The organism is Mesorhizobium sp. M1066 (assembly GCF_040318635.1).
Lineage (GTDB): Bacteria > Pseudomonadota > Alphaproteobacteria > Rhizobiales > Rhizobiaceae > Mesorhizobium.
This window is the reverse complement of record NZ_JAMYMR010000031.1, coordinates 24,892-48,697: the sequence shown is the minus strand read 5'-3', so window position 1 is coordinate 48,697 and position 23,806 is coordinate 24,892. Positions and strand designations below refer to the sequence as shown.

Genomic DNA, 23,806 nt, shown 5'->3' with positions numbered 1-23,806 from the left:
ACTTGAGATATTTTAGAACTTGGCGAAGATCAAGTCGATCTTGGATAACCCGGCGAAGGGCGCGCCGTTGCCGGAGCGGTCTAAGGATTGCGGAAAATCCCATGGGTCGGGTAAAGCAAAAGTATAACCGACGTGAAGCCGAAATGCGGTTCGAGCGCGTTTATGAAGTCGTCGCAGGCGATCAGTGTATCTATTGCGGGATGCCGAATGATGGTAAATTTGACCATCAACCTCCAGTATATGTCCTCCACCGGTTCGCGGACGGCGGATTGGTAACCAAGAAGGCAATACGGGAGAGGTTTGGCCGGTGCAAGCTGGTCCCGTGTTGTACCATCTGCAACATGGGGCTTGGTGCATTCCACGGTTCCACCGACAACGAGCGAAGGCAGGAGATTGCAAATTGGCTTCTCGTGGATGACCGATATCCGGCCGACAAGATCGTTTTGGATATCGCGAACCGGTTGATTGAAGATCGCCTCCAAGGCGGGGGATTGAGATTTACGAGTTTTCCGGTGTTGGTCGTGTCATCTACATTAGCGCTTTGGTCGGTTTGATCGAAGGAGAGTTCGGCGACCCCGACGAATTTCCAGATTGGCTAACGGTTACGCAATCAGAACTAGCTGATTGGCTTCGGGGAGCGCCAAGACGAAAGTCAAAGTATTTTCTAGATATGGCAAATCTGGAGAGTTATGAACTGGTGCCAGACGCCCGAGACGATCCTCGCGGTCAGTTCAAAGCTTAGTAGTTGCCTCAGGCCTCCGCCAGAAATGGCGGAGCCGGCCCGGGGACGGGGCCGGCTCCTTTCACCCGGTCGTTGGGGACGGGGAGGGTGGGGACTCGACCGGGTTTCTCCTGAAGCGCCTCGCATTCACGCGGCGCGCTTGAGCTCTGTTCTAGCGGACGCTGGCGACCGCGTCGGAGCGGCCGTCGTTGATCGTCACCCAAACGCCGGAATTCTGGTCCGACTGGCGCTTGAGATAGGTGTAGTCGGTGTCCGTCCAGGACAGGACCTTGGTCTCCAGATTGTCGAGGATGAATTCGCCCAGGCTGGTGCGCACGGTCAGCACCGCGTGGCCGTCGCCATTCGGCTGGCGCGCCACCGTCATCAGCAGATTGCCGGCGGGCACGCCCGCATCCATCAACTCGCGGCGCTTTTCCAGCGCGTAATCCTCGCAATCGCCATAGCCATTGGCCGGATAGGCCCAATATTCCTCGACACCGTAGTTTTCCATGTCGGTGCGTGGCTTGATCCGGGTGTTGACCGAATTGTTGATGTTGACGATCGCCGCCCACAGTTTGCGGGTCAGTTCGACCGGCGCACCCTTCGGGGTCCTTTCGCTGCATTCGCCAGGACTGCGCTGGCAGAACTCATAATGGCCAACAGGCTGGGTGGTGCGTCCGCCGGTGTGCATATAGGCCGGTCCCGCGGCATATGCTGATCCCAAAGCGGAAAGCTGCATCGCCATTGCCACCAGCAACAGCTTGCCCCTCGTTTTCTTCATTGTTGTAGTCTCCCCGTTCGAAGGAGACATTGCCACATGTGGATTTATTTGACGCAAAAGCTCGAAGTAGATATTGAGTAAAACTCCAGTAGAATAAACGTAAAATTTGAATCATTTTAGTATTAATTCGTTTGGATCTTGAGACACCAATCTCGGCGTGCGGAGGGCTCCAAGCCCCGCCAAGAGTGGCCTAAGCATGCCGGTCATGGCGTCGAAAACAAAAAACCGGCCGCAAGGGCCGGTTCCTGGAGTGTTGCTGTCGGGCCTGCTCAGGCGCGTGGTGTGTTGAATTCGGAATCGAGCGTTTCGGGGCGCTGGATCACAGCGAATTCGATGGCGACGCCGTCCTCGAAATGACGCACGACCTGCCCGCGCATGGTGCCAAGCATGACCTGGATGCCGATTGCCGGTTTGACGTCGATCTCGACCGCGGCGCCGGAGAGCGAAAGGTCGATGATGCGGCACTGGTACTGGCGGCCGTCGGTGAGCTGCAGCACGCTGGTCGGATTGCGCGGTGCGACGCGCTCGTGGCGGCGATCTTCCGGCAGGTCGAGTTCATGCTTGTTGGCGAGCCAGGTCAATTGCGCGGCCAGCTTATCCTTCTTGCGATCCGACGCGATGACGGTCATCGCGAAACCGTCCTGCAAGGTGCGTGTGACGACACCTTCGATGCGGCCGATATGATCGATGTAGGCGATGATTTTTTCGCCGGGCATGCCGATTCGGTCGGTGCGAAACGCGACGTTGCCCGGTGACATGTCGACGACCTGGCAGGGGTGTTCGGTGCGGTCTTCCAGCATGAAGCGTCCGTAGATTTTGACCCGGACGCGCTGAAAGTTACGCCTTTCAGCTTGGGACGGCGCATAGTCGACCGCCGCTGACCTCATGACTGCCTACACCCCGTTTGGCATCCCGCGCGCCGATGCGAGGAACTTCATCAGAGAAGTACAACAAGGCGGGTTAACAAAGGGGAAAAGCGGGCGCTCCGGGGTTTTCCTTTTTGCAGGCCGTTATGCCAAAACAGCCGCGCAGTTTTGGGCGACGTGCATCAGGCCGCAAACGGACTATTCCTCGCGCCCGCCATCGAAGACGACGAGATGGCGGATGCGGCGCGCCCGGCCGAGCGCCGAGATCGTCTCGGGTGCTCCAAGTTCATCGGGAGCGAGCGAGGGAACATCGATGGCCGGACGGTTGTTGAGAAGCTCCTTCTCCGGATCGATGACGCGGATCGAATCGATCAACGCATCGGTGATCGGATCGGCACCCAGCCAGAAGGGTTTCTCCACGGCGCTGATGACGCCCAGGCAGCGCGGGTTTTCGACGCCGCCGTCCAGCGGCAGGGCAAGCAGTTCGAACTTGTTGGAGCGCCCGTTGCGGCTAAAACCCTCATAGCTGATGAGCACGACCGATTTCTGCTCGAAGACGCCATGGATCAGGCGCGAGACGAGCCGCTGGTCCTTCTCGCGCCACAGCGATGGAAAGGAAAACCCCTTGAGCTCGCGGCCGTAGCAGGCGCAAAGCCTTGTGCCGGCCAGCCGGAACACGGCCTGTCCGCGCGTGTCACGTTCCAGGATAAAGGTGTCGGCCAGCAGCGACTTGATGTCGGCGGGTTCGACCTCCGAACGCTTCGGGGCAGGGCGTCCATCACGCAGGCGGTTCCAATATTGGAACAGCGTGATCGATCCATTCTGGTTCATACTATGCTGCTCCGCGCGATCTGTCGTCTGATGTCCCATCGGTGAACAGAAGGGCGCCCTCCGATGACCTACATGCGTTGCGGAGCAGGAAGCGTGCCAGCGTCGTTAACACTTGTTCACGGGTCGGGGTCGTTAAGGTTAACAAGTGGTTTACGTTGCGTCGAAGCGAGCCCCGTGGCACACAAAAACCACTCCAGAAGCGGTCGTTTCGCGACGATCGGCAGCACTTCAGTCAGAGTTTTAGGGGAGCAGGGGGCTCGACCAGCCGTTCAGGGGAAACCTTGAACGGCTTCTTTTTTGATTCGCGCCGCGGCGATTCGCGGTTTGCGGTTCGGTCCGCGGTGATCTAGATGCTCGAACCCCGAATCCCGCAGTGAGTGCAATTTCAGATGAGCGAGCCGGTAACTCCCCCGGAAGACGACCCGGTCGAGGGTGCGCCCGAGCCCCGGCGCGAGCCGGTGTTCAACCTGCCGCCCGTCGTGCTGGCGGTGATCGGCATCTGCGTCGCCGTCTATCTGTTGCAGCAATATGTGTTGAGCCAATCCCAGCAGATGACATTGCTGTATGACGGGGCCTTCATCCCCGTTCTCTACACCGGGCAATACGGCTTCGACTGGTTCCTGTTTTCGCGGCCCTTCACCTACGCCTTCATGCATGGCGGCTTTGCCCATATCGCCATCAACATGGTGTGGCTCGCCGCGTTTGGTTCACCATTGGCAAACCGTCTGGGAACGCTGTGGTTCGCGCTTTTCTTTGCCGCAACCGGGTTGGCTTCGGTCGCGCTTTTCTGGGCAATCCATCCTTATGGTGAGGCGCCGCTGGTCGGGGCTTCCGGTGCGATATCAGGCATGATGGGGGCTGCGGCGCGTTTTGGCTTCCGCACCGACCGTTCGGCCGGCAAGGCCGCCTTCGCCGGCCCTGTGCTGCCGATCGCATTCGTATTGCGCTTGCGCGGTGTCGTGATCTTCCTCGCCGTGTGGATGGTCATCAATCTCGCCACCGGCCTGCTCGGTTTTGTCCCGGGGGCAGACGGCCAGATCGCCTGGGAGGCCCATATTGGCGGCTTTGTCGCCGGCTTCTTCGGCCTGCGCTGGTTCGACCGGCGATGGCAGGCGCCCGAGTGGGAGACGACCGACCACCGCACTTGAAATGCAACCGATCACGGCGCACGATGTTCACTCTTACGTGAAGGCCGGTCAGGGCAGGAACCGGCAGGCAAAGCAGAGGAGGACGCCATGACGGTGAAGGCAATTCTCGAGAGAAAAGGCCATGACGTGTTGACGCTCGGGCCGAACGAAAAGCTGAGCGAAGCCATCCGCATCCTGGCAGAGCACAAGATCGGTGCGCTGGTCATCACCAATGGCGATCGCAAGATCGTTGGCATCCTGTCAGAGCGCGACATCGTCCGGGTTGTCGCCCGCGAAGGTGGAGCCGCGCTGGATATCGCCGTGCGCTCGGCAATGACGCCGAAGGTGAAGATCTGCAACGAGAACCACACCGTCAACGAGGTGATGGAGATCATGACCCGAGGCCGTTTCCGCCATCTCCCGGTGGAAAAGGACGGCATGCTCGATGGCATCGTGTCCATCGGCGACGTGGTCAAGCGTCGCATCGAGGATGTCGAGCGCGAGGCCGACGAGATCAGGGCCTACATCGCCACCGCCTGAGCGGTGAGGCGAACCGCCGGCCGGAGAACCGACCGGCGGAACTTGCCGCCGAGAAGGCGGAAAACGCCAGTTCGCGGCTTTACGCTTGTCTCTTTTGGCGGTTTGCACTAGCGAATGACTTCACGTTCGACGTGAAATTCACGTTCAAACGTGAAATCAGTCACCGCAATTCGCAGGCCGCCATGTCCCTTATCGACACCCGTACTCCTGACGCAAAACGCCTGATCCCCGGCGCAACCGGCGACTGGGAGATCATCATCGGCCTCGAGGTCCATGCGCAGGTCACTTCGGAAGCAAAGCTGTTTTCGGGCGCCTCGACGGCCTTCGGCGCGCCGCCTAACGCCAATGTCAGCCTGGTCGATGCGGCGATGCCGGGCATGCTGCCGGTCATCAACGAGGAATGCGTCAAGCAGGCGATCCGTACCGGCCTGGGGCTGAAGGCGCAGATCAACCACAAGTCGGTCTTCGATCGGAAGAACTACTTTTATCCCGACCTGCCGCAGGGCTACCAGATCTCGCAGTTCAAGCAGCCGATCGTCGGCGAGGGCACGGTCATCGTTTCGGTCGGCCCGGACCGCCAGGGCGAATTCGAGGACATCGAGGTCGGCATCGAGCGGCTGCATCTGGAGCAGGATGCCGGCAAGTCGATGCACGACCAGCATGCGACCATGTCCTATGTCGATCTCAACCGCTCCGGCGTGGCGCTGATGGAGATCGTCTCCAAGCCGGACATGCGCTCGGCCGACGAAGCCAAGGCTTATGTCACCAAGCTGCGCACCATTGTACGCTATCTCGGCACCTGCGACGGCAACATGGACGAAGGTTCGATGCGCGCCGACGTCAATGTTTCGGTGCGCAAGCCGGGCGGCGAGTTCGGCACGCGTTGCGAGATCAAGAACGTCAACTCGATCCGCTTCATCGGCCAGGCCATCGACTACGAGGCGCGCAGGCAGATCGCCATCCTCGAGGATGGCGGCAAGATCGATCAGGAGACGCGGCTGTTCGACGCCGTCAAGGGCGAGACGCGCTCGATGCGCTCCAAGGAAGAGGCGCATGATTACCGCTACTTCCCCGATCCCGACCTTTTGCCGCTGGAATTCGACCAGGCCTATGTCGATGCGCTGGCCAAGGAATTGCCGGAACTGCCGGACGACAAGAAGGCGCGGCTGATCGCGTCGCTCGGCCTGTCCGTCTATGACGCCTCGATCCTGGTTTCGGAAAAGCCGATCGCCGACTATTTCGAGAAGGTGGCCGCCGGCCGCGACGGCAAGCTTGCCGCGAACTGGGTCATCAACGATTTGCTAGGACAACTGAACAAGGCGGGCAAGGACATTGAAAATGCTCCGGTTTCGCCCGACCAGCTCGGGGCGGTCATCGACCTGATCAGGGATGGCACCATCTCCGGCAAGATCGCCAAGGACCTGTTCGAGATCGTCTGGAACGAGGGCGGCGACCCGCGCCAACTGGTCGAGAGCCGTGGCATGAAGCAGGTCACCGACACCGGCGCCATCGAGAAGGCCGTCGACGACGTTATCGCCGCCAACCCTGACAAGGTCGAACAGGCGCGCGCCAAGCCGAGCATGGCCGGCTGGTTCGTCGGCCAAGTAATGAAGGCGACCGGCGGCAAGGCCAACCCGCAAGCCGTCAACGACCTCGTCAAGGCCAAGCTGGGCATCGAGTAGCGCCGTGTTCGTCCGCACCGCAGGTGAACGCGACCTTGCCGCTGTGCGGACGCTGCTGGTGGAAACCTGGCATGCGACCTATGACACCATTTATGGCGCTGCCAAAGTCACCGAGATCACCGACGAATGGCACTCGATCGCTTCGCTCCGCTCGCGGCTGACGCGGCCCAACTCGGAATTCCTGGTGGCCGATGACGGCAAGCGGATCGGCGGCATGGCTTTCGCCGCCGCCACCGCCGATGCGAAAATCATCCTGTTGAACCAGCTCTACGTCCATCCGGACTGCCAGCGGCGGGGGATCGGGCAAGCACTGCTCGACGAGGTCGAAGCCAGTTTCCCGGAAGCGCGAACGCTGCGCGTCGAGGTCGAGGAAGCCAATGCCGGTGCCATCGCCTTCTATCGGTCAAAAGGGTTCTTGCCTGTCAGTGCCGCGGAGGAGCCCCGTGATACCTCAAGACCGACGACGCTGAGTTTCGCGAAGTCGCTGGGATAGACCACCGGATGAATAGAGCGATCAAGCCATGCGTCATCGCGGCGTTTGCTGTGCCGGCTCACGACGGATATGCAAGGGCATGACCAAACTGTCCCGCATTACAGCGCTGGCGCTGCTCGCCATCATCATTTTCGCGACCTTGTCGCCGATCCAGATGCGGCCGCACATCGCCGAAGCGAATGTCGAGCGTGCCTTGGCTTATGTCTTGCTGGGCTTCGCCCTGGCGGTCGGCTTCCCCAACCGACTGTATCAGGTCGTGATCTTTGTGGCTGTGACCGCCGGCATGCTGGAACTGCTTCAGCTCATTGATCCGGGTCGCCATGCACGCCTCATCGATGCATTGGTGAAAGCCCTTGCCGGGGTGGTTGGGATCGTCGCGGGACACCTGATCGTCAGGGCCGGCGGACAAAAGAGCGAGAGCTAGGCGCGGCAGCAATCTGCCGCCGAGGATCGAGCCTTCGCTAGAGCATTTCACCGTTTCACGGAAACGGAGACAGGCTCTAACTCCTTGTTTTCACGCAATTCCGGACGGAAAACCGTTTCACACTTTTCCTGGAATTGCCCTAGGCAGCGGGAACCCCCACATTGTCGATCAGCCTGGTCTTGCCGAGCCATGCTGCCGCCAGAAGACGCCCTTCGCGGTTTCGACGCCATGGCGCAAGCGTCAGGCTTTCGCGTGCCTGGACATAGTCGACTTTTTGAAAGCCGGCGGCGAGGAGGGCGCGGCTGGCCTCTTCGGTTGCGTCGTTCCGGTCTGCGCCTGCCGCCAAGGCCGCAGCCGTATTGCGCAATATCACGTTGAGCTGGCGGGCGATCTTCAATTCGGCCTCATCGAGATAGGCGTTGCGTGACGACATGGCGAGACCATGGGCGTCGCGTATCGTTGGCGCGCCGATGATCTCGACGGGCAGGTCGAGATCGCCGCAGAGCTGTCTGACGACGCAAAGCTGCTGGTAGTCCTTCTCGCCGAAGACCGCACAGTCGGGCGTTGACTGCAGCAGGAGTTTTGCCACGACGGTGGCGACGCCTTCGAAAAAGGTCGGCCGAAAGTCCGATTCGAGCCCGGCGGAGGGACCGCCGACCGAGATTTTCGTGGCGAAGCCGGCGGGATACATCTCGCCAACAGTCGGTGTGAAGGCAAGGTCGGCCTTTGCCGCGCCGAGCCGGTCGAGATCGCGGGCGAGTTGGCGCGGGTACTTGTCGAGGTCTTCGGTCGGCGCGAACTGCGTCGGGTTGACGAAGATCGACACGACGCAGCGATCGGCTCTTTCAAGCGCGATCCTGACCAGCGAGATGTGTCCGTCATGCAAAGCGCCCATGGTCGGCACCATGGCGACACGGAGACCGTCGCGCCGCCAGTCCTGGACTTGCGCGCGAAGTGCGGCAACGCTGTCGACGACGACGGGTTGGCTCATGCGTCATCCCTGTTGTTTGTCGCCGAAAAGACATGGCCGGGGCCGGGGAATGTCCGGTTTCGCACTTCTGCTGCATAGCTGCTTGCGGCATGCGAGATCACGCTGCGCAGGTCCGCGTATTCCTTGACGAATTTCGGCACGCGATCGACGGTCAGCCCGACCATGTCGTCGATGACCAGGATCTGGCCGTCGCAGTCGCCGCTGGCGCCGATGCCGATGGTTGGAATGGCGATGCGGCGGCTGATATCGGCGGCGACCCTCTCGACCGTGCCTTCGATGACCACCGAGAAAGCGCCGGCATTCTCGACGGCGAGCGCATCGCGAAGCAATGCCGCAACAGCCTCCTCGGTGCGGCCCTTGATCTTGTAGCCGCCGTCCTTCTCGACCGATTGCGGCTGCAGGCCAATATGTCCCATGACCGGAATGCCGGCGGCGACGATGGCCTCGATCTGGCTGATCATGTCGAGGCCGCCTTCGAGCTTCACCGCCTGGCAGCCGGTTTCGTCGACGACCCGCCGCGCCGAGGCGACGGCTTGCGCTGCCGTTGCCTCATAGCTGCCGGCCGGCAGGTCGACGACGACGCAGGCCCTGGCCGAGCCGCGCATCACGGCCTGCCCATGTGCGATCATCATCTCCAGCGAGGCGCCCAGCGTCGTCTTGTGGCCATGCAGGACCATGGCGACACTGTCGCCGACCAGAAGCAGGTCGACATGGTCGTCGAGCAGACGGGCGACGGGGTAGGTGTAGGCAGTCAGGCAAACGATCGGCGTGCCGCCCTTGCGGTGGCGAATCGCTTCGGTGCTGATGCGGATATCGGTGGTCGGCAATTCCGTGGCCAATCGTCACCTCTTCGGCCTGCAGCCGGGTTGGATACCCCGCATGGCGCGCAGAGCTTTAGAAAGACCGCATAGGCTTGGCAAGCGCCCATCCTGTCGCCCGGAAAGATCACAGGCTTGTGTCGGGTTTCCGGCGAGCCATTTGCGCACTCCCGGTGGCAAAACCCTTGCCTTCCCGAAGGCCTGACGCCATAAGCAGGAAAACGGGCGCTGCTGGCGCGAGGGTTTTGAAATGAAGACTTTCCTTACGCAGTTTTTCACCTGGTGGAACAGCCAGACGATAGGAACCCGCCTGCACACGTGGCGGTATGGCAAGAAGGTCGGCCAGGACGAGACCGGCAATTTCTACTACGAAGGCGGCATCGATTCGGAAGGCCGCACGCGCCGCTGGGTCATCTACCGCAATTATTCGGAAGCTTCGGCGATACCGCCCGGCTGGCACGGCTGGATGCACCACCGCGTCGACGTCGCGCCGTCCAGCGAGGACTACAAGCCGCGCGACTGGCAGAAGCCGCATCAGCCCAATCTGACCGGCAGCCCGGCGGCCTATCGCCCGAAGGGCTCGGTGCTGACCAATCAGCATCGCCCGCAGGTCACCGGCGACTACGATGCCTGGACACCCGGGTCGTAGCGACAGGGTGCAAGCCGGTCCTTTATCGCCACAATTGGTGTTTAGCTGCTTGCTGATCAGAAAACGGCGACTAGCCTTGGCGATCGACAGAATCACCCGGGCGCGAACCACCGGTATCTTTGCATGAGCTTTTCTTACTCAATATCGGCCAGTCTGGCGCTAGCCGCCGGTCTTGCCGTCAGCACCGTGGCCTTCGCCGCTTCGCCTGAGCCCGCGGCACCCGCGCCGGCGCCGCCCGCAGGAGCGGACCGGGTTACCAATGCCGTTGCCGAGTTTGCCGGTATCGACAAGATCACCGGCCGCATCATCACCTTCGATGTCTATATCGACGAGACGGTGCAGTTCGGTGCTTTGCAGGTGACGCCGCGCGTCTGCTATTCACGGCCGCAGACCGAAGAGCCGAAGACCGATTCCTTCGTCGAGGTCGACGAGATCACGCTGGACCGCAAGATCCGCCGCATCTTCACCGGCTGGATGTTTGCCGAAAGCCCCGGCCTCAATGCCGTCGAGCATGCCGTCTATGACGTCTGGCTGAAGGCTTGCAAGCAGAAGTCGGATGTGCCGGCGCCCGATGGCGCCAAGGCAGACTCGACCAAAGCCGAGGCGCCCAAGCCCGCCGCGGCCAAACCGAAAGCCGCGACTGCTCCGGACGTGACAGAGCCTGGCGTGACGGAGCCGGACGCTTCGGAACCCGATACCACCGACACCAACTGATCCCCCGGAACCGTCCTGGCCACCATACGTTGGGGCACGGATGAGCGCGCATTTATGCGCAGGGAGGATCTTCCGATGTCAGACAGCAAGCGGATCACGGCCGGCAAGGCAGAGTTGCTGGAACTCGAAAAGGGATTCTGGACGGGCGACGCGGCCTACTATGCGGCCAACGCCGACACCGAATGCCTGGTGGCGTTTCCGCAGGTGGCACAGGCGATGGACAATGCGGATCTCGCCAAGACCGCAACCAAGCCCAACCGCTGGCGCGACCTGAAAATCGACCTCAAGGGTATTATCGAGCCGGGCAGCGACATCATCATGCTGACCTACGAGGCACATGCGACACGCGAGAACGGCGAACCTTACGCCGCGCTGGTCAGCACCGGCTATGTCCATCGCGTCAACGGCTGGAAGATGATGTTCCATTCGCAGACGCCATTGGAAGCCGCCACTGGGAAGTAGGCTCAATCTTCAGGGATAGAATTGGGCGTCAGGGATAGAATACGGCCTCGCCCTTCAGCGCGTCGGCGAGCATCTTTTCATATTTGCCGCGCGGCACGTCGACCGCGCCGAAGCGCTTGAGGTGCTCGGTGGTGAACTGCGTATCAAGTAGAGCGAAGCCGCGCGCCTTCAAGCGCTCGACGAGATAGAAGAGGCAGGTCTTGGAGGCGTCCGTCTCCCTGGCGAACATGCTTTCGCCAAAAAACACCCGGCCGAGCGACACGCCATAGAGGCCACCGACCAGCCGGTCCTCGCGCCACGCCTCGACCGAATGACAATGGCCTATCCGATGCAACTCGACATAGGCTTCGCGGATCGGCGCATTTATCCAGGTCGAGCGCCGTTCCACGCGCTTTTCGGCGCAGCCGTCGATGGTCGCTTCGAAATCGAAATCGAAACGGATGTCGAAGGGGTTCTTCCTGATCGTTTTCCTGAGGCTTTTCGGCGCGTGAAAACCATCGAGCGGAATGATGCCGCGCGTCTCCGGCCGCACCCAGAACACCTCCGGGTCGCCGGCACTTTCGGCCATCGGGAAGACGCCCGAGGCGTAGGCCTTGAGCAGAAGGTCGGTGGGGATGCGATAGCCGGGCGCGTAGGGGCGGGTCATCGCGTCTCCGCGCTAGTCTTCCTTGGCCAGGTATTTTTCCAGCCAGTGGATGTCATAATCGCCATTGGCAATGTCGGCATTGCCGACGAGATCGCGAAACAGCGGCAACGTCGTCTTGATGCCGTCGACGACGAACTCGTCCAGGGCGCGGCGCAGGCGCATCATGCACTCGACGCGGTTACGCCCATGCACGATCAGCTTGCCGATCAGACTGTCATAGTAGGGCGGGATCTTGTAGCCGGAATAGACGCCGGAATCGACACGGATGCCGAGGCCGCCCGGTGTGTGGAAATGGGTGATCGTGCCCGGCGAGGGGGTGAAGGTGCGCGGGTCCTCGGCGTTGATGCGGCATTCGATGGCGTGGCCGTTGAACTTGATGTCCTCTTGCTTCACCGAGAGGCCGCCGCCGGAGGCGACGCGGATCTGCTCGTGCACAAGGTCGATGCCGGTGATCGCTTCCGTCACCGGATGCTCGACCTGCAGGCGCGTGTTCATCTCGATGAAATAGAACTCGCCATTCTCGTAGAGGAATTCGATGGTGCCGGCGCCGGAATAGCCGAGGTCGGCGATCGCCTTGGCGCAGATGCCGCCGATGCGGGCGCGCTCTTCGGCATTGAGGGCGGGAGAGGGCGCCTCTTCCCAGACCTTCTGGTGGCGGCGCTGCAAGGAACAGTCGCGCTCGCCGAAATGCACGCCGCGGCCAAAGCCGTCACCAAACACCTGGACTTCGATATGGCGCGGCTTTTCCAGGTATTTTTCGATGTAGACGGCATCGTCGCCGAAGGCCGCACCGGCTTCCGTGCTTGCCGTCTGCAGGGCGATCTCGAGATCAGCCTCGGTAAGGGCGACCTTCATGCCGCGCCCGCCACCGCCGGCCGATGCCTTGATGATCACGGGATAGCCGATCTCGGCGGCAATGCGTCTGGCTTCCTTCTGGTCGGTGACGGCGCCGTCCGAACCGGGCACAACCGGAATGCCGAGGCGCTTGGCGGTTCGCTTGGCCTCGATCTTGTCGCCCATGATGCGGATATGGTCGCCGGACGGACCGATGAAGGTGATGTTGTGCGCGGCCAGTATGTCGGCGAACTTGGCGTTCTCCGACAGGAAGCCGTAGCCCGGATGCACGGCGTCGGCGCCGGTGATTTCGCAGGCCGCAACGATCTGATGGATGTTGAGATAGCTGTCGCGCGATGGCGGCGGACCGATGCAGACGCTCTCGTCCGCGAGCCGCACATGCATGGCGTCGGCATCGGCGGTCGAATGCACCACCACCGTCTGGATGCCGAGTTCCTTGCAGGCGCGCAGCACCCGGAGGGCGATTTCGCCGCGATTGGCGATGAGGATCTTCTGAAACATCAGGCCCGCTCTACTCGATCACGACGAGCGGCATGCCATATTCGACCGGCTGCGAATCCTCGAAAAGGATCGCGGTCACCGTGCCGGCGCGTGGCGAGGGGATCTGGTTCATCGTCTTCATTGCTTCGATGATCAGCAGCGTCTGGCCTTCCTTGACCTTCTGGCCGACTTCGATGAATGCCTTGGCGTCCGGCGACGGCGCCAGGTAGGCCGTGCCGACCATCGGCGAGGTGACTGCGTTCTTGGAAATATCTGCCACAACGGGCAGAGCTGCGGAGGCAGCTTGCGCTGCTGCCGGCGCATAGGCCTGCTGCGGCGCCGCGATCGCATGAACGGCCGGCGCCTGCCTCGAGACGCGCACCTTCAGGTCGCCCAGTTCAACCTCGATCTCGGTGAGGTTGGTGTCGTTCAGTATGCCCGCCAGATCGCGGATCAGTTGCTGGTCAACACCGGTCTTCTTTATCGACATTTTCGAGCCTTCTGTTTGTTGGCCGGTCATAGGCGTGCAGCCAGCGCCTGTAGCGCCAACGTATAGCCGAGCGGCCCAAAGCCACAGATCATGCCGACGGCGACCGGCGCGACCATGGAGACGTGGCGGAATGGTTCCCGCGCATGGATGTTGGAAAGATGAACTTCGGCCACCGGCAGCGGTGCGACGGCGCGGATGGCGTCGTGGATGGCAATCGAGGTGTGGCTGTAGGCGCCCGGATTGATGACGATGCCGACAGCCTTGTCGCCGGCTTCCTGAATCCAGTCGACAAGGTCGCCCTCATGGTTCGACTGGCGGAAATCGATCTCGAACCCCAGCGCCGTGCCTGCCTGCTTGCAGTCGTCGGCGATCGCGGCAAGCGTCTTGCCGCCATAGATGCCCGGCTCACGCTTGCCGAGCGCGTTGAGATTGGGACCGTTCAGGACGAAAACCGTTTTCAAAAAAGCCGACCTTTCCCGGCGCCGTCATCAAGCCGGCGCGCTGGGCCCTCTATAATGGGCATAGCCGCCCGCGGAAAGAGCGCAAGTGCGTTCTTTCACTGTCCACAACAGGCGGAAATGTGCCCGTGAGAAATAGCTGGCGAGCAAGATCAGAGCGCGGCTTTCGCCGCCTCGATCTTTTCAGCCAGCACTTCCTGCCCGAGCGCCCCGAACACCACCTCGTTGCCGACGACATAGGACGGCGTTCCGGTGATCGCCAGCTTGTTGGCAAGATCGTAGGTCTTGGCGAGGGCCTCGTTGATTGTCGGGTCCTTCATCTTCTCGCGCAGCGCCGCTTCGTCGGCACCGAGCGATAGCGCGACCTTCATGGCCGCCGCCTCGGTGGCGCGCCCCTGGCCGCCGAGCAACGCATTGTGGAACTCGCCGTACTTTTCCGGGTGCATCAGGTGGAAGGCCATCGAGACCACGCTCGCCTTCTGCGAATCCGGTCCGAGGATGGGGAATTCCTTGAGCACGAAACGCAGGTCCGGATCGGTCTTGGTCAGCGCCTGCATGTCGTCGATGGCGCGTTTGCAGAAGCCGCAATTGTAGTCGTAGAACTCGACGATGGTGACCTTGCCGTTGGGATTGCCGACGACGCCGTCGAAGGCGGAGTTGAAGATCTGGTCCTTGGCATCCTTGATCACGCCGAGATGAGCGATGCGCTGCTCTTCCTTCTGCTTGGCCTCAAGCGCATCCTGGACCTCCAGGAGGACTTCCGGGTTTTTCAACAAATAGTCGCGGATGATGCCTTCGACCTCGGTGCGGTCGATCTTGGTATCGGCCGCCGCCGTCTCGACCGGCTGCGCGGTACCGGCCTTGGCGATCTGCGGGTTTCCGGCAACGAATCCGAAAGCCAGCATGGCCAGGGCGACCGCAACCCCCGTGGTGCCCAGCAGCAGTGCCTTTTTCATCGTTCCTGTTCCTTCTACCTGTTTTCCGGTCTGGCTATGTCGTGGCGCGCGACCGGAAGGTTCACTTGATCTTGGTTGACGGCCTGTAGTTTATGATATCCTGGGCGCGAAGCCAGCGCGGCTCGCCGCGTTTCATCTGCTGTTGCGCCCGCATGGCGAAAATCTTCGCATCCTTGTAGCTGCCGGAATAGAAATGGCTTTCGGCGGTGGCAAGTTCAGCGCCGGGTATGTCGCCCAACTCGCCATAGGCCTGTGCCAGATAGCGATATCCGGCTGAATTTTCCTTGTCGCGACCGAGGCCATTGTTGATCTGCACGACGGCTTTTTTGAGGGAGTCGGGCGTGCCGACGGCCATCAGCGCCTGACCCACGGACACCGGCAGCAGACCGGACCGAGCCGAATCGAGGCTGACCGCCTTGGCGTAAGCGTCCGCAGCTTCCTTTGGTTTGTTTGCTTTCATCAGGATGTCGCCGCGCAGTTCCTGGAAGTAGGCATTTTTCGGCTGCGCTTTGATCAGTGCATTGGTCTTGGCGAGAGCGGCGGCGATGTTGCCGAACAGGTAGGTCGACTGGGCGTCGCCGTACTGCGCGGCGAGGGTTCCTTGCATCTTTCGCATCAGCCGCGACGCGGCCGCCTGGCCTTCCATGTAGACGGCGATCTTCACCCGCATCATGTCATGGCGCTGCTGCAGCGCGGGCGGGTCCGGCCTATCGACATTGGGGTCCTGTTTCACCAGCACTTCGAGATTGGCGATTCGGTCCTGGGGCATCGGATGGCTGATCCGATACGGATCGACCTGGGCGCCCGAAAGCGAAAGTGCGGTCTGGAAGCGGCGGAATGTCTTCAGCATGCCCATGCCGGACTGGCCGGTGGCGTTGAGATAGGTGATCGCCGAGCGGTCGGCCGTCATCTCCTCGGTGCGCTGATAGGCCAGGATGCTGCGCTGTGCCATCTCGCCGCCGCCAGCGGCCACGCCCATGCCAGCGCCGGCGAGACCGCGGCTGCTGGTTGTGGCACCGGCGACAATGGCGCCGGCGCCAAGCAATGTCGCGATGACGGCCATCGTCTTGGCTCGTTCGAGCTGGTCGCGCAGCTTCTGCTGGTGGCCGCCGGCGATATGGCCGGCTTCGTGCGCGATGACGCCGATGATCTCGTTGGGCGTTTCAGCCGTCATCAGCGCGCCGGTGTTGATGAACAGCCGGCGCCCGGTGACGAAGGCGTTGAAACTCTGGTCGTTGACCAGCACGATGTCGATGCCGTCATTCGCCAGGCCGGCCGCCCTGAAGATCGGCCGCGCGTAATCGCGCACCAGCGCCTCGATCTCGGCGTCGCGCACCACCGGCACGTTCTGGGCGAAGGCACTGACCGAGCTCGCCATTGCAACGGCAACGCCAAGCGAAAGCGTTGCGAAGACGCGCGCTGCCTGGGCAATCGTCGATCTGGGTCGGCTCAACATGATGGCTCCACTGGTAGACGAGCGGGCGAAAGATGAAAAGTCGGCGCCGGAAACTTCCTCAACTTGTGATCCTCACATCAATCGGGCATTTGTGCGGCACATGCGCCAGTGCCTGGCGCCGTCAGTCATCGGGAATACTGGTTAAATGGTCGTTTCGCTCTCACGCCGTGGCAAAGTCGAGCCCTTCCATGCGATGGACATTCTGGCAGAGGCGAACCGGCTGAAGTCCCAGGGCGTGCCGGTTGTTTCGATGGCCGTCGGACAACCCTCCGATCCCGCACCGGTTCTGGTTCGCGCCGCAGCCGCCAAGGCGCTGCAGGATGGGCGCATCGGCTACACCGACGCGCTGGGACTGGCAGGTTTGCGCAAGGCGATCGCCGGACACTACGCCGATCACTACGGGCTTGATATCGAGCCCAGCCGGATCGCGGTGACCACTGGATCGTCGGCCGCCTTCAACCTTGCCTTCCTGGCGATGTTCGATGGGGGCGACCGGGTCGCCATCGCGGCACCCGGCTATCCTGCCTATCGCAACATCATGGCCGCACTCGGCATCGAGGTGGTCGAGATCGAGCTCGGCGACGCCGCCTACCTGCATGCCGGCCATCTCGAGACCGCGCATCGTGAAAAGCCGCTGAAAGGCGTTCTCTTCGCCAGCCCCGCCAATCCAACCGGCGCGGTCATACCGGCCGATGAACTGGCGGTTCTGGTGAGGACGGCGCAAGACCTCGGCATCGCCGTCATCTCCGACGAAATCTATCACCGGCTGGCCTATGCCGCCCCCGACACCACGGCGCTGGCCTATGGCGGCGACGTGACGGTGATCAACTCCTTCTCCAAATATTACTGCATGACGGGCTGGCGCATCGGCTGGATGGTGCTGCCGCAAGAACTGGTGCGGCCGGTCGAGCGCGTCGCCCAGAGCCTCTACATCTCGCCGCCGGAGCTGTCGCAGGTTGCCGCGATCGAAGCGTTCAGGGCGACCGAGGAACTGGAAGCGGTCAAGGGTCGCTATGCCTGGAATCGCGAACTCTTGATGAAACGCCTGCCGGAACTCGGCTTTCCGCTGGCGGCGCCCATGGACGGCGCCTTTTATGCCTTCTGTGACGTCACCCGGCATACCAACGACAGCATGGCCTTCGCGCGAAAGATGCTGGCCGAGGCGCATGTCGCGGCGACGCCCGGCCGCGACTTCGACACCCAGGCGGGGCACCGGACGATGCGGTTTTCCTATGCCGGCAGCCACGACGACATGGTCGAGGCAATGGCGCGCATCGAACGCTGGTTGAGGTAGCACCATGCCGGAACTCGAACAGCCCCTCAGACTTGATCAGGCCTCCAAACTTGATCAGGCCCCCAAACTTGACCAGGCCTTGGCCGAAGTCGCCGCCGAAATGGCCGATCGCACCGATCGTGGTGATGTCGCTTCCTACATTCCGCAGTTGGGCAAGGTCGATCCGAAGAAATTCGGCATCGCAGCGGTCACTAATGACGGCCGCGTGCTGACGGCCGGGGACGCCGACCAGGCCTTTTCCATCCAGAGCATCTCGAAAGTGTTCACCCTGACATTGGCGCTCGGCAATGTCGGCGACGCGCTGTGGCAGCGGGTCGGCCGCGAACCGTCAGGCAATCCGTTCAACTCGATCGTGCAGCTCGAGCATGAGAACGGCATTCCGCGCAATCCGTTCATCAATGCCGGCGCCATCGTCATTTCCGACATCCTGCTTGCCGGCCACCAGCCGCGCGAGGCGATCGGCGAGATCCTGCGCTTCATCCAGTTCCTGGCCGACGACGAGACTGTTATCATCGACCGCGAGGTCGCAGCATCCGAACGGGCCACCGGCTACCGCAACTTCGCACTCGCCAACTATATGAAATCCTTCGGCAATCTCCACCACGCGCCGGAACTGGCGCTGGGCGTCTACTTCCACCACTGCGCCATCGCCATGAGCTGCCGGCAGCTGGCGCTCGCAGGCCGTTTCCTCGCCAATGGCGGCAAGAACCCTGCGACCGGGCATTCCGTGGTATCGGCCGAGCGGGCACGCCGCATCGGCGCCATGATGCTGACCTGTGGCCATTATGACGGCTCAGGCGATTTCGCTTTCCGCGTCGGCATCCCCGGCAAGAGCGGCGTCGGCGGCGGCATATTGGGCATCGTGCCGGGCGTGGCGTCGCTTGCCGTCTGGTCGCCGGGCCTCAATGCCAACGGCAATTCCAAGCTGGGGTCGATCGCGCTGGAAAAGCTGGCCAGGATGATGAACTGGTCGATCTTCGCGCCGTGATGCATGTCGCCCAAAAGTGCGCAGCGGTTTTGGGACAACGACATGCTTGGAATCAAAGACGCGTTTTAGCCTTTCGCGATCCGGCATAACGCCAGATAAGAAAATCCCGCACCGTCTTCGAGACGGCGCGGGATTTTTTTGTCAGAGAACTAGCTCAAATGGCTGAAAGGCTTAGAAAAAGCCCTTCCGCTGCCACCATCCGCCGCGTTTCGGCTTGTCCTCGGTCTTGTCCTCAGCCTTGGCCGCGGGTTCTTCCGCTACGGTCGAAGACACCACGGGCTCGACCGGCGCATTCACCGCCGCCGGCTTGCGCCGCGACGGGCGGGCCTTCGGCGCCTTCTCGACAGCCGCTGCCTCGTCGGACGCCGTGGCCGGCGTCTCGACCGGTGCTTCCGCCTCGGCAGCCGGCTCTTCGGCGACGATTTCGGCCGCGGCCTTCTTCGGCTTGGCGGCACGACGTGGCTTCTTCGGCTTCTCCGTGCTCGGCGCGTCGTCATTGGCCGGAGCAAGCGCCACCGGCTCTTCGGCCGGTGCAGCTATCACCGGCCCGCTGGCCTCGATTGCGGAGACTTCAACTTCGGACGCGTCGGCTGCTTCGCCAGCACTTGCCTCGGCCTCGCCTTCACCGTCTTCGCGGCGGTTGCGCTTGCCGCCGCGCTTGCCGCGCCGGCGCTTTTTGCCTTGGCCTTCGTCCGAAGCCTCAACTGTCTCGGACGTTTCGGCAACACCAACAGGGGCGTTGTCGTCCGTTTCCGTGTCGCCGTCGCTGGCGGCCGAGTCTGGGTCCGAAAACTCGCCGGCCGGAGCCGAGACGGAAGCACCGTCCGCAGGGGCGCCATGTTCGCGATCGCGATCCTTGCCGCCGCGCCGACGCCGACGCTTGCGGCGCTTGCGGTCGCGGCCTTCGCCTTCTTCGCCACCGGCGGCGGCAGGTCGGGGTTGTTGCTGCGGCTGCTGGCGTGGCTGTTCGGTCTGGACCGGCGCCTCGTCGTCTTCCTCGACGACGACAATCTCGTCCTCGGGCTCTTCCGGCTCGACATAGGCTGGGAAGCTGCGCGCCTCGACAAAGCCTTCCGGCTTTTCAGCCAGCGCGCCGCGGAAGATCGCATAGTGCTGCGCACCGACCGAATCGTCGGCCTCGACGGTGATCGTCAGCCCGAAGCGGCTTTCGAGTTCGACCAGCGTGCCGCGCTTGTGGTTGAGCACGTAGAGTGCGGTCGCCGCCGGCGTCCGTACCGTGATGTGGCTGCGCGAATCCTTGAGCAGGAATTCCTCGATCGCCCGCACCACCATCAGCGCGACCGACGAATCGGACCGCACATGGCCCGTGCCGCCGCAATGCGGGCAGGGCTTCATGGTCGATTCCAGCACGCTGGCGCGGATGCGCTGGCGTGACATCTCCATCAGGCCGAAATGCGAGATACGGCCGACCTGAATGCGCGCGCGATCGTTCTTGAGGTGATCCTTCAGCCGCTTCTCGACAGAGCGGTTGTTGCGATTCTCCTCCATGTCGATGAAGTCGATGACGATCAGGCCGGCGAGATCGCGCAGCCTGAGCTGACGCGCGACTTCCTCGGCCGCTTCCAGATTGGTGTGGAGCGCGGTGTCCTCGATCGAGTGCTCCTTGGTGGAGCGGCCCGAATTGACATCGATGGCAACCAGCGCCTCGGTCTGGTTGATGATGATGTAGCCGCCGCTCTTCAGCGTCACCTGCGGCTGCAGCATGCGGTCTAACTGTGCCTCGATGCCGTTGCGCACAAAGATCGGCGTCGTGTCGCGGAACGGCTGAACCACCTTGGCGTGGCTCGGCATCAGCATGCGCATGAAGTCCTTGGCCTCGCGATAGCCTTCCTCGCCGGAGACAAGAATCTCGTCGATATCCTTGTTGTAGAGGTCGCGCACCGAGCGCTTGATCAGGCTGCCTTCCTCGTAGACCAGGGCAGGGGCCGTGGACTGCAAGGTGAGATTGCGGACATTTTCCCAAAGCCGCATCAGATATTCGTAATCGCGCTTGATTTCCGCCTTGGTGCGGCTCTCGCCGGCGGTGCGCAGGATCACGCCCATGCCCTGCGGCACTTCGAGATCGGCAACGACCTCCTTCAGGCGCTTGCGGTCGACCGCGCTGGTGATCTTGCGCGAAATGCCGCCGCCACGCGCCGTGTTCGGCATCAGAACCGAATAACGGCCGGCCAGCGACAGGTAGGTGGTCAGTGCCGCACCCTTGTTGCCGCGCTCTTCCTTGACGACCTGCACCAAGAGGATCTGCCGGCGCTTGATCACTTCCTGGATCTTGTACTGGCGGCGCACCGGCTTGCGGCGGTTGCGCACTTCTTCCAGCGCGTCCTCGGCGCCGACCGATTCGACCTCGTGATCGTCCGGATGCGAGGACTGCACTTCTTCCAGCATGCCGCGATCATTGTCGCCGGAGGTCGCTTCGCTGCCTTGTTCGGCCTGCGGAACGGCTTCGGAAATCACATCGGCCTCGACCGAGGCGGCGATCGACGTCGGGCCGCCTTCGCGGGTTTCGCCTTCATCCTGCTCGGCGGAATCCTCGCCATGTTCGGACGCATCGGCTTGTTCGGACGTATCGGCCGCATGTTCGATGATCTCGGACGTGTGCGAGATCTCTTCGAAACCAGCGTCGGTGCCTTCTTCCGCCTCGTCGGCAGCGTCGTTTGCCTCGCCGGAATCGGCTGCATCGCGCTTGTGCTCACCCCGGTCACGGGGCTTTCCGCCGCGCCGGCGGCCGCGCCGTCCGCGATCGCGGCTCTGACGGTCATCGCCGTCGCCGTCCTCGTTCTCCTCGTCCTCGGCCTCCTGCGCTTCCGCGCGCAGCAGTGCCTGACGATCGGCGACCGGAATCTGGTAGTAATCGGGGTGAATTTCACTGAAGGCGAGAAAACCGTGACGGTTGCCGCCATATTCGACAAAGGCTGCCTGAAGGGAGGGCTCTACGCGCGTTACGCGGGCTAGGTAGATGTTTCCTTTGAGCTGCTTCTTGTCCTGGGATTCAAAGTCGAATTCTTCAATACGGTTACCGCGTACGACGACAACGCGTGTTTCCTCCGGGTGGGAGGCGTCTATCAGCATTTTGTTGGGCATTATTTCGTTTCCCCCCGGCAGCCGTCAGCCGCAGCTTGCGAGGCAAAGCCTGCTGCTGCGTGTCTGGAATGTGGGTGCCGGATATTTGAACGTCCGTCGGCCGCCGCTTGAGCGCCATGGCGGTGCCGCCCGCAGCCATAATGGCGCGGTTTGATGCGGACCTTTCCATGATTGCGCTTGAAGCCATCGTCACCAACAGAACCTTTTGAACCAAAGCCCGGATGAACCGGACCAGCTTGTTTGCTCATACAGAGCCGGCGCGGGAACAAACCCGGCCGTTTTCCTCACGCAGGCGATTCCCCCGCCACGGGAGCACGCCTGCGAAATTCGTCGCGATCACCTGAACCCTTTTCGCGTGAAGCGAAAGGAGCCGCCTTTACATCTGACCCTGTAGCAAGAAGCTGCGGAGGAGGGCGGTTCCAGGATTGCAGTGATCCACCATCGCTTTTATGATTTGGCGGGATGGAAGGCAACCCCGATTTCCGATGCCGGCAAAAAGCCGTTCCGTAGCGTAAGCCAGGCTTGCGGCCCTTGCATGAAAAGGCTTGGTTAACCTTCTCTGGATACCAATCGTTAATCGAGTTCGCGGCCTGACCGGCATATGGACGAAATGACCGGGCGCCGGGCGCCAAACCGGGAGCGACTGGAAGAGAGATGGGATTGGCGGACTTCACAGACAAGGGATGTCGTGTCGGCGGCCGGATCCTGGCCGCTTTCTGCCTCTTGCTGCTACTGGCGGTCTCATCTGCCCTGTCCTCAAATGCCAATGCCGCCGACGCTCCGCTCGTGGCAAAAGGTTACAAGATGGCCGGCGATGCCACCAAGATGCGCATCGTCATGGACTTCGATCGCGAACCCGATATCAAATGGTTCCTGCTGCGCGGTCCCAACCGTCTTGTCATCGATCTCGCGAATACGAGATTCGCTGTTGATGCCAAGGATTTGAAGGCGCGGGGCCTGGTCAAGGGCGTGCGTCTGGGCGCCCTTGGCGAGCGTGTTTCGCGGCTGATCCTCACCGGCAAGGGACCGTTCGCCGTCGACAAGCTCGATGTGCTCAAGAACGAGGACGGCACCGGCTACCGCCTTGCCATCGACATGTCGGCGGCATCCGAGCGCGAGTTCGACCTGGCGCTGGCCAATCAGGCGCTGACCACCGGATCGACCGTTTCGACCGACAAGGGAGGGCGGGTCGGCACCGGGCCGGTCTCCAATCCAGGCCATCGGTTCACCGTCGTCATCGATCCCGGCCATGGTGGCATCGACGGCGGTGCCGAGGGCCTGAACGGCACCATCGAGAAGAATGTCACGCTGGCCTTCGCCACGGAGCTGCGGGACAAACTCGCAGCCGTCGGCAATTATGATGTGTTCATGACGCGCGACACAGACGAATTCCTGCGTCTGGACGATCGCGTGCGCATTGCCCGTCAGCATGAGGCCGACCTGCTTATTTCGATCCATGCCGACACGATCAGCGTCAAAGGCATTCGCGGCGCCACCGTCTACACCGTCTCCGACAAGGCTTCGGATCCCGAGGCGCAGGCGCTTGCCGACCGAGAAAACCTCTCCGACCAGTTCGCCGGCATGGAAATCAAGAACGACAACAAGGAAGTCACCGACATCCTGATCGACCTGATCCGCCGCGAAACGCACAATTTCTCGATGAGTTTCGCCCACACGCTGGTCGGCCAGTTGTCGACCAGCGTCGGCCTGATCAACAATCCCCAGCGTTCGGCGGGCTTCAAGGTGCTCAAGGCACCCGACGTGCCGTCAGTGCTGGTCGAACTCGGTTATCTCTCGAACGCCAAGGACGAGGCGCAGTTGCTCAACGCCGACTGGCGCGGCAAGGCGGCCCAGAGCATAACCAACGCCGTCGCGCTGTTCGCGTCGGCCAAGGCCGGACCGGGAACCGGAGGTTGACATGACCGGCGGCGCCTGCAACCAGAGGCGGCGTTGCGCGACGACAACACCCAATGCTTTTATTT

At 62.1% G+C, this 23,806-nt stretch carries 24 protein-coding genes; 12 read left to right on the top strand and 12 right to left on the bottom strand.

The genetic code is table 11. From position 1 onward, the window contains the following. The first annotated feature begins 101 nt into the window (after positions 1-101). Positions 102-554, top strand: coding sequence for a hypothetical protein (locus NKH52_RS27440; protein ID WP_352735483.1), 453 nt, complete (start codon positions 102-104; stop codon positions 552-554). Between the two features lie 339 nt (positions 555-893). Here the strand turns inward: NKH52_RS27440 and NKH52_RS27435 are convergent, their stop codons facing one another. From NKH52_RS27435 to NKH52_RS27425, 3 genes are all read right to left on the bottom strand, one after another. Continuing rightward, on the bottom strand, positions 894-1,502 hold the full coding sequence (locus NKH52_RS27435; RefSeq protein WP_352735482.1) for a transglutaminase-like cysteine peptidase: 609 nt from the start codon (positions 1,500-1,502) through the stop codon (positions 894-896). Between the two features lie 269 nt (positions 1,503-1,771). Then, positions 1,772-2,389, bottom strand: coding sequence for a PilZ domain-containing protein (locus NKH52_RS27430; protein ID WP_013531341.1), 618 nt, complete (start codon positions 2,387-2,389; stop codon positions 1,772-1,774). 177 nt (positions 2,390-2,566) lie between these two features. Next, the gene (locus NKH52_RS27425; protein WP_027039196.1) at positions 2,567-3,199 is read right to left on the bottom strand and encodes a PAS domain-containing protein; all 633 of its coding nucleotides are present in this window, start codon (positions 3,197-3,199) and stop codon (positions 2,567-2,569) included. Between the two features lie 389 nt (positions 3,200-3,588). Here NKH52_RS27425 and NKH52_RS27420 point away from each other — a divergent pair, with 389 nt between their 5' ends. The 5 genes from NKH52_RS27420 to NKH52_RS27400 all read left to right on the top strand — a co-directional run bounded on the left by NKH52_RS27420 (position 3,589) and on the right by NKH52_RS27400 (position 7,465). Continuing rightward, entirely contained in the window at positions 3,589-4,347 is a 759-nt protein-coding gene (locus NKH52_RS27420) for a rhomboid family intramembrane serine protease (protein WP_352735481.1), read from the top strand. Positions 4,348-4,434: 87 nt separating this feature from the next. After that, positions 4,435-4,866, top strand: a complete 432-nt coding sequence (locus NKH52_RS27415; protein ID WP_023812142.1) for a CBS domain-containing protein — start codon at positions 4,435-4,437, stop codon at positions 4,864-4,866. Between the two features lie 182 nt (positions 4,867-5,048). Next, positions 5,049-6,548, top strand: a complete 1,500-nt coding sequence (gene gatB, locus NKH52_RS27410; RefSeq protein ID WP_352735480.1) for an Asp-tRNA(Asn)/Glu-tRNA(Gln) amidotransferase subunit GatB — start codon at positions 5,049-5,051, stop codon at positions 6,546-6,548. A 4-nt stretch (positions 6,549-6,552) separates the two neighbouring features. Further along, positions 6,553-7,041 carry a GNAT family N-acetyltransferase gene (locus NKH52_RS27405; protein WP_352735479.1) on the top strand — a complete coding sequence of 163 codons (489 nt, stop codon included), beginning with the start codon at positions 6,553-6,555 and terminating at the stop codon, positions 7,039-7,041. Between the two features lie 79 nt (positions 7,042-7,120). After that, positions 7,121-7,465, top strand: a complete 345-nt coding sequence (locus NKH52_RS27400; RefSeq protein ID WP_352735478.1) for a VanZ family protein — start codon at positions 7,121-7,123, stop codon at positions 7,463-7,465. Between the two features lie 139 nt (positions 7,466-7,604). Here the strand turns inward: NKH52_RS27400 and panC are convergent, their stop codons facing one another. Continuing rightward, positions 7,605-8,456, bottom strand: coding sequence for a pantoate--beta-alanine ligase (gene panC / locus NKH52_RS27395; RefSeq protein ID WP_352735477.1), 852 nt, complete (start codon positions 8,454-8,456; stop codon positions 7,605-7,607). Beyond that, a complete protein-coding gene (panB, locus tag NKH52_RS27390; RefSeq protein ID WP_352735476.1) occupies positions 8,453-9,295 on the bottom strand; it encodes a 3-methyl-2-oxobutanoate hydroxymethyltransferase in 843 nt (280 codons plus the stop codon). The genes panC and panB overlap by 4 nt, the downstream gene beginning before the upstream one ends. Positions 9,296-9,524: 229 nt before the next feature. Here panB and NKH52_RS27385 point away from each other — a divergent pair, with 229 nt between their 5' ends. The 3 genes from NKH52_RS27385 (at position 9,525) to NKH52_RS27375 (ending at position 11,099) form a co-directional block, all read left to right on the top strand. Then, the gene (locus tag NKH52_RS27385; protein ID WP_013531353.1) at positions 9,525-9,923 is read left to right on the top strand and encodes an NADH:ubiquinone oxidoreductase subunit NDUFA12; all 399 of its coding nucleotides are present in this window, start codon (positions 9,525-9,527) and stop codon (positions 9,921-9,923) included. A gap of 123 nt (positions 9,924-10,046) precedes the next feature. Then, the gene (locus tag NKH52_RS27380) at positions 10,047-10,637 is read left to right on the top strand and encodes a DUF2155 domain-containing protein (RefSeq protein WP_352609658.1); all 591 of its coding nucleotides are present in this window, start codon (positions 10,047-10,049) and stop codon (positions 10,635-10,637) included. A gap of 75 nt (positions 10,638-10,712) precedes the next feature. Further along, positions 10,713-11,099 (top strand): hypothetical protein, encoded by a 387-nt coding sequence (locus NKH52_RS27375; protein WP_352735475.1) that lies wholly within the window; start codon positions 10,713-10,715, stop codon positions 11,097-11,099. A 28-nt stretch (positions 11,100-11,127) separates the two neighbouring features. Here NKH52_RS27375 and aat read toward each other — a convergent pair whose 3' ends face one another. From aat to NKH52_RS27345, 6 genes are all read right to left on the bottom strand, one after another. Continuing rightward, a complete protein-coding gene (aat, locus tag NKH52_RS27370; protein ID WP_127269232.1) occupies positions 11,128-11,745 on the bottom strand; it encodes a leucyl/phenylalanyl-tRNA--protein transferase in 618 nt (205 codons plus the stop codon). Positions 11,746-11,757: 12 nt separating this feature from the next. After that, positions 11,758-13,101, bottom strand: a complete 1,344-nt coding sequence (accC, locus tag NKH52_RS27365) for an acetyl-CoA carboxylase biotin carboxylase subunit (RefSeq protein WP_127269233.1) — start codon at positions 13,099-13,101, stop codon at positions 11,758-11,760. A 10-nt stretch (positions 13,102-13,111) separates the two neighbouring features. Then, positions 13,112-13,570: an acetyl-CoA carboxylase biotin carboxyl carrier protein gene (accB, locus tag NKH52_RS27360; protein WP_127269234.1), complete on the bottom strand. Its 459-nt coding sequence runs from the start codon at positions 13,568-13,570 to the stop codon at positions 13,112-13,114. A 26-nt stretch (positions 13,571-13,596) separates the two neighbouring features. Continuing rightward, positions 13,597-14,031 (bottom strand): type II 3-dehydroquinate dehydratase, encoded by a 435-nt coding sequence (gene aroQ, locus NKH52_RS27355; protein ID WP_013531359.1) that lies wholly within the window; start codon positions 14,029-14,031, stop codon positions 13,597-13,599. A gap of 149 nt (positions 14,032-14,180) precedes the next feature. After that, positions 14,181-14,984 carry a DsbA family protein gene (locus tag NKH52_RS27350; protein ID WP_128304043.1) on the bottom strand — a complete coding sequence of 268 codons (804 nt, stop codon included), beginning with the start codon at positions 14,982-14,984 and terminating at the stop codon, positions 14,181-14,183. Positions 14,985-15,045: 61 nt separating this feature from the next. Further along, positions 15,046-16,440: a M48 family metalloprotease gene (locus tag NKH52_RS27345; RefSeq protein WP_352735474.1), complete on the bottom strand. Its 1,395-nt coding sequence runs from the start codon at positions 16,438-16,440 to the stop codon at positions 15,046-15,048. Positions 16,441-16,585: 145 nt separating this feature from the next. On the opposite strand from NKH52_RS27345, the gene NKH52_RS27340 reads away from it, so the two are divergent. Together NKH52_RS27340 and NKH52_RS27335 are read left to right on the top strand one after the other, a co-directional pair. Then, positions 16,586-17,734, top strand: coding sequence for a pyridoxal phosphate-dependent aminotransferase (locus NKH52_RS27340; RefSeq protein ID WP_352735473.1), 1,149 nt, complete (start codon positions 16,586-16,588; stop codon positions 17,732-17,734). A gap of 4 nt (positions 17,735-17,738) precedes the next feature. Next, positions 17,739-18,722, top strand: coding sequence for a glutaminase (locus tag NKH52_RS27335; protein WP_352629440.1), 984 nt, complete (start codon positions 17,739-17,741; stop codon positions 18,720-18,722). 171 nt (positions 18,723-18,893) lie between these two features. Here the strand turns inward: NKH52_RS27335 and NKH52_RS27330 are convergent, their stop codons facing one another. After that, positions 18,894-21,824: a ribonuclease E/G gene (locus tag NKH52_RS27330; protein ID WP_352735472.1), complete on the bottom strand. Its 2,931-nt coding sequence runs from the start codon at positions 21,822-21,824 to the stop codon at positions 18,894-18,896. Positions 21,825-22,478: 654 nt separating this feature from the next. Between NKH52_RS27330 and NKH52_RS27325 the strand changes: the two genes are divergently transcribed. After that, a complete protein-coding gene (locus NKH52_RS27325) occupies positions 22,479-23,741 on the top strand; it encodes an N-acetylmuramoyl-L-alanine amidase (protein ID WP_352735471.1) in 1,263 nt (420 codons plus the stop codon). Positions 23,742-23,806: the final 65 nt, after the last annotated feature.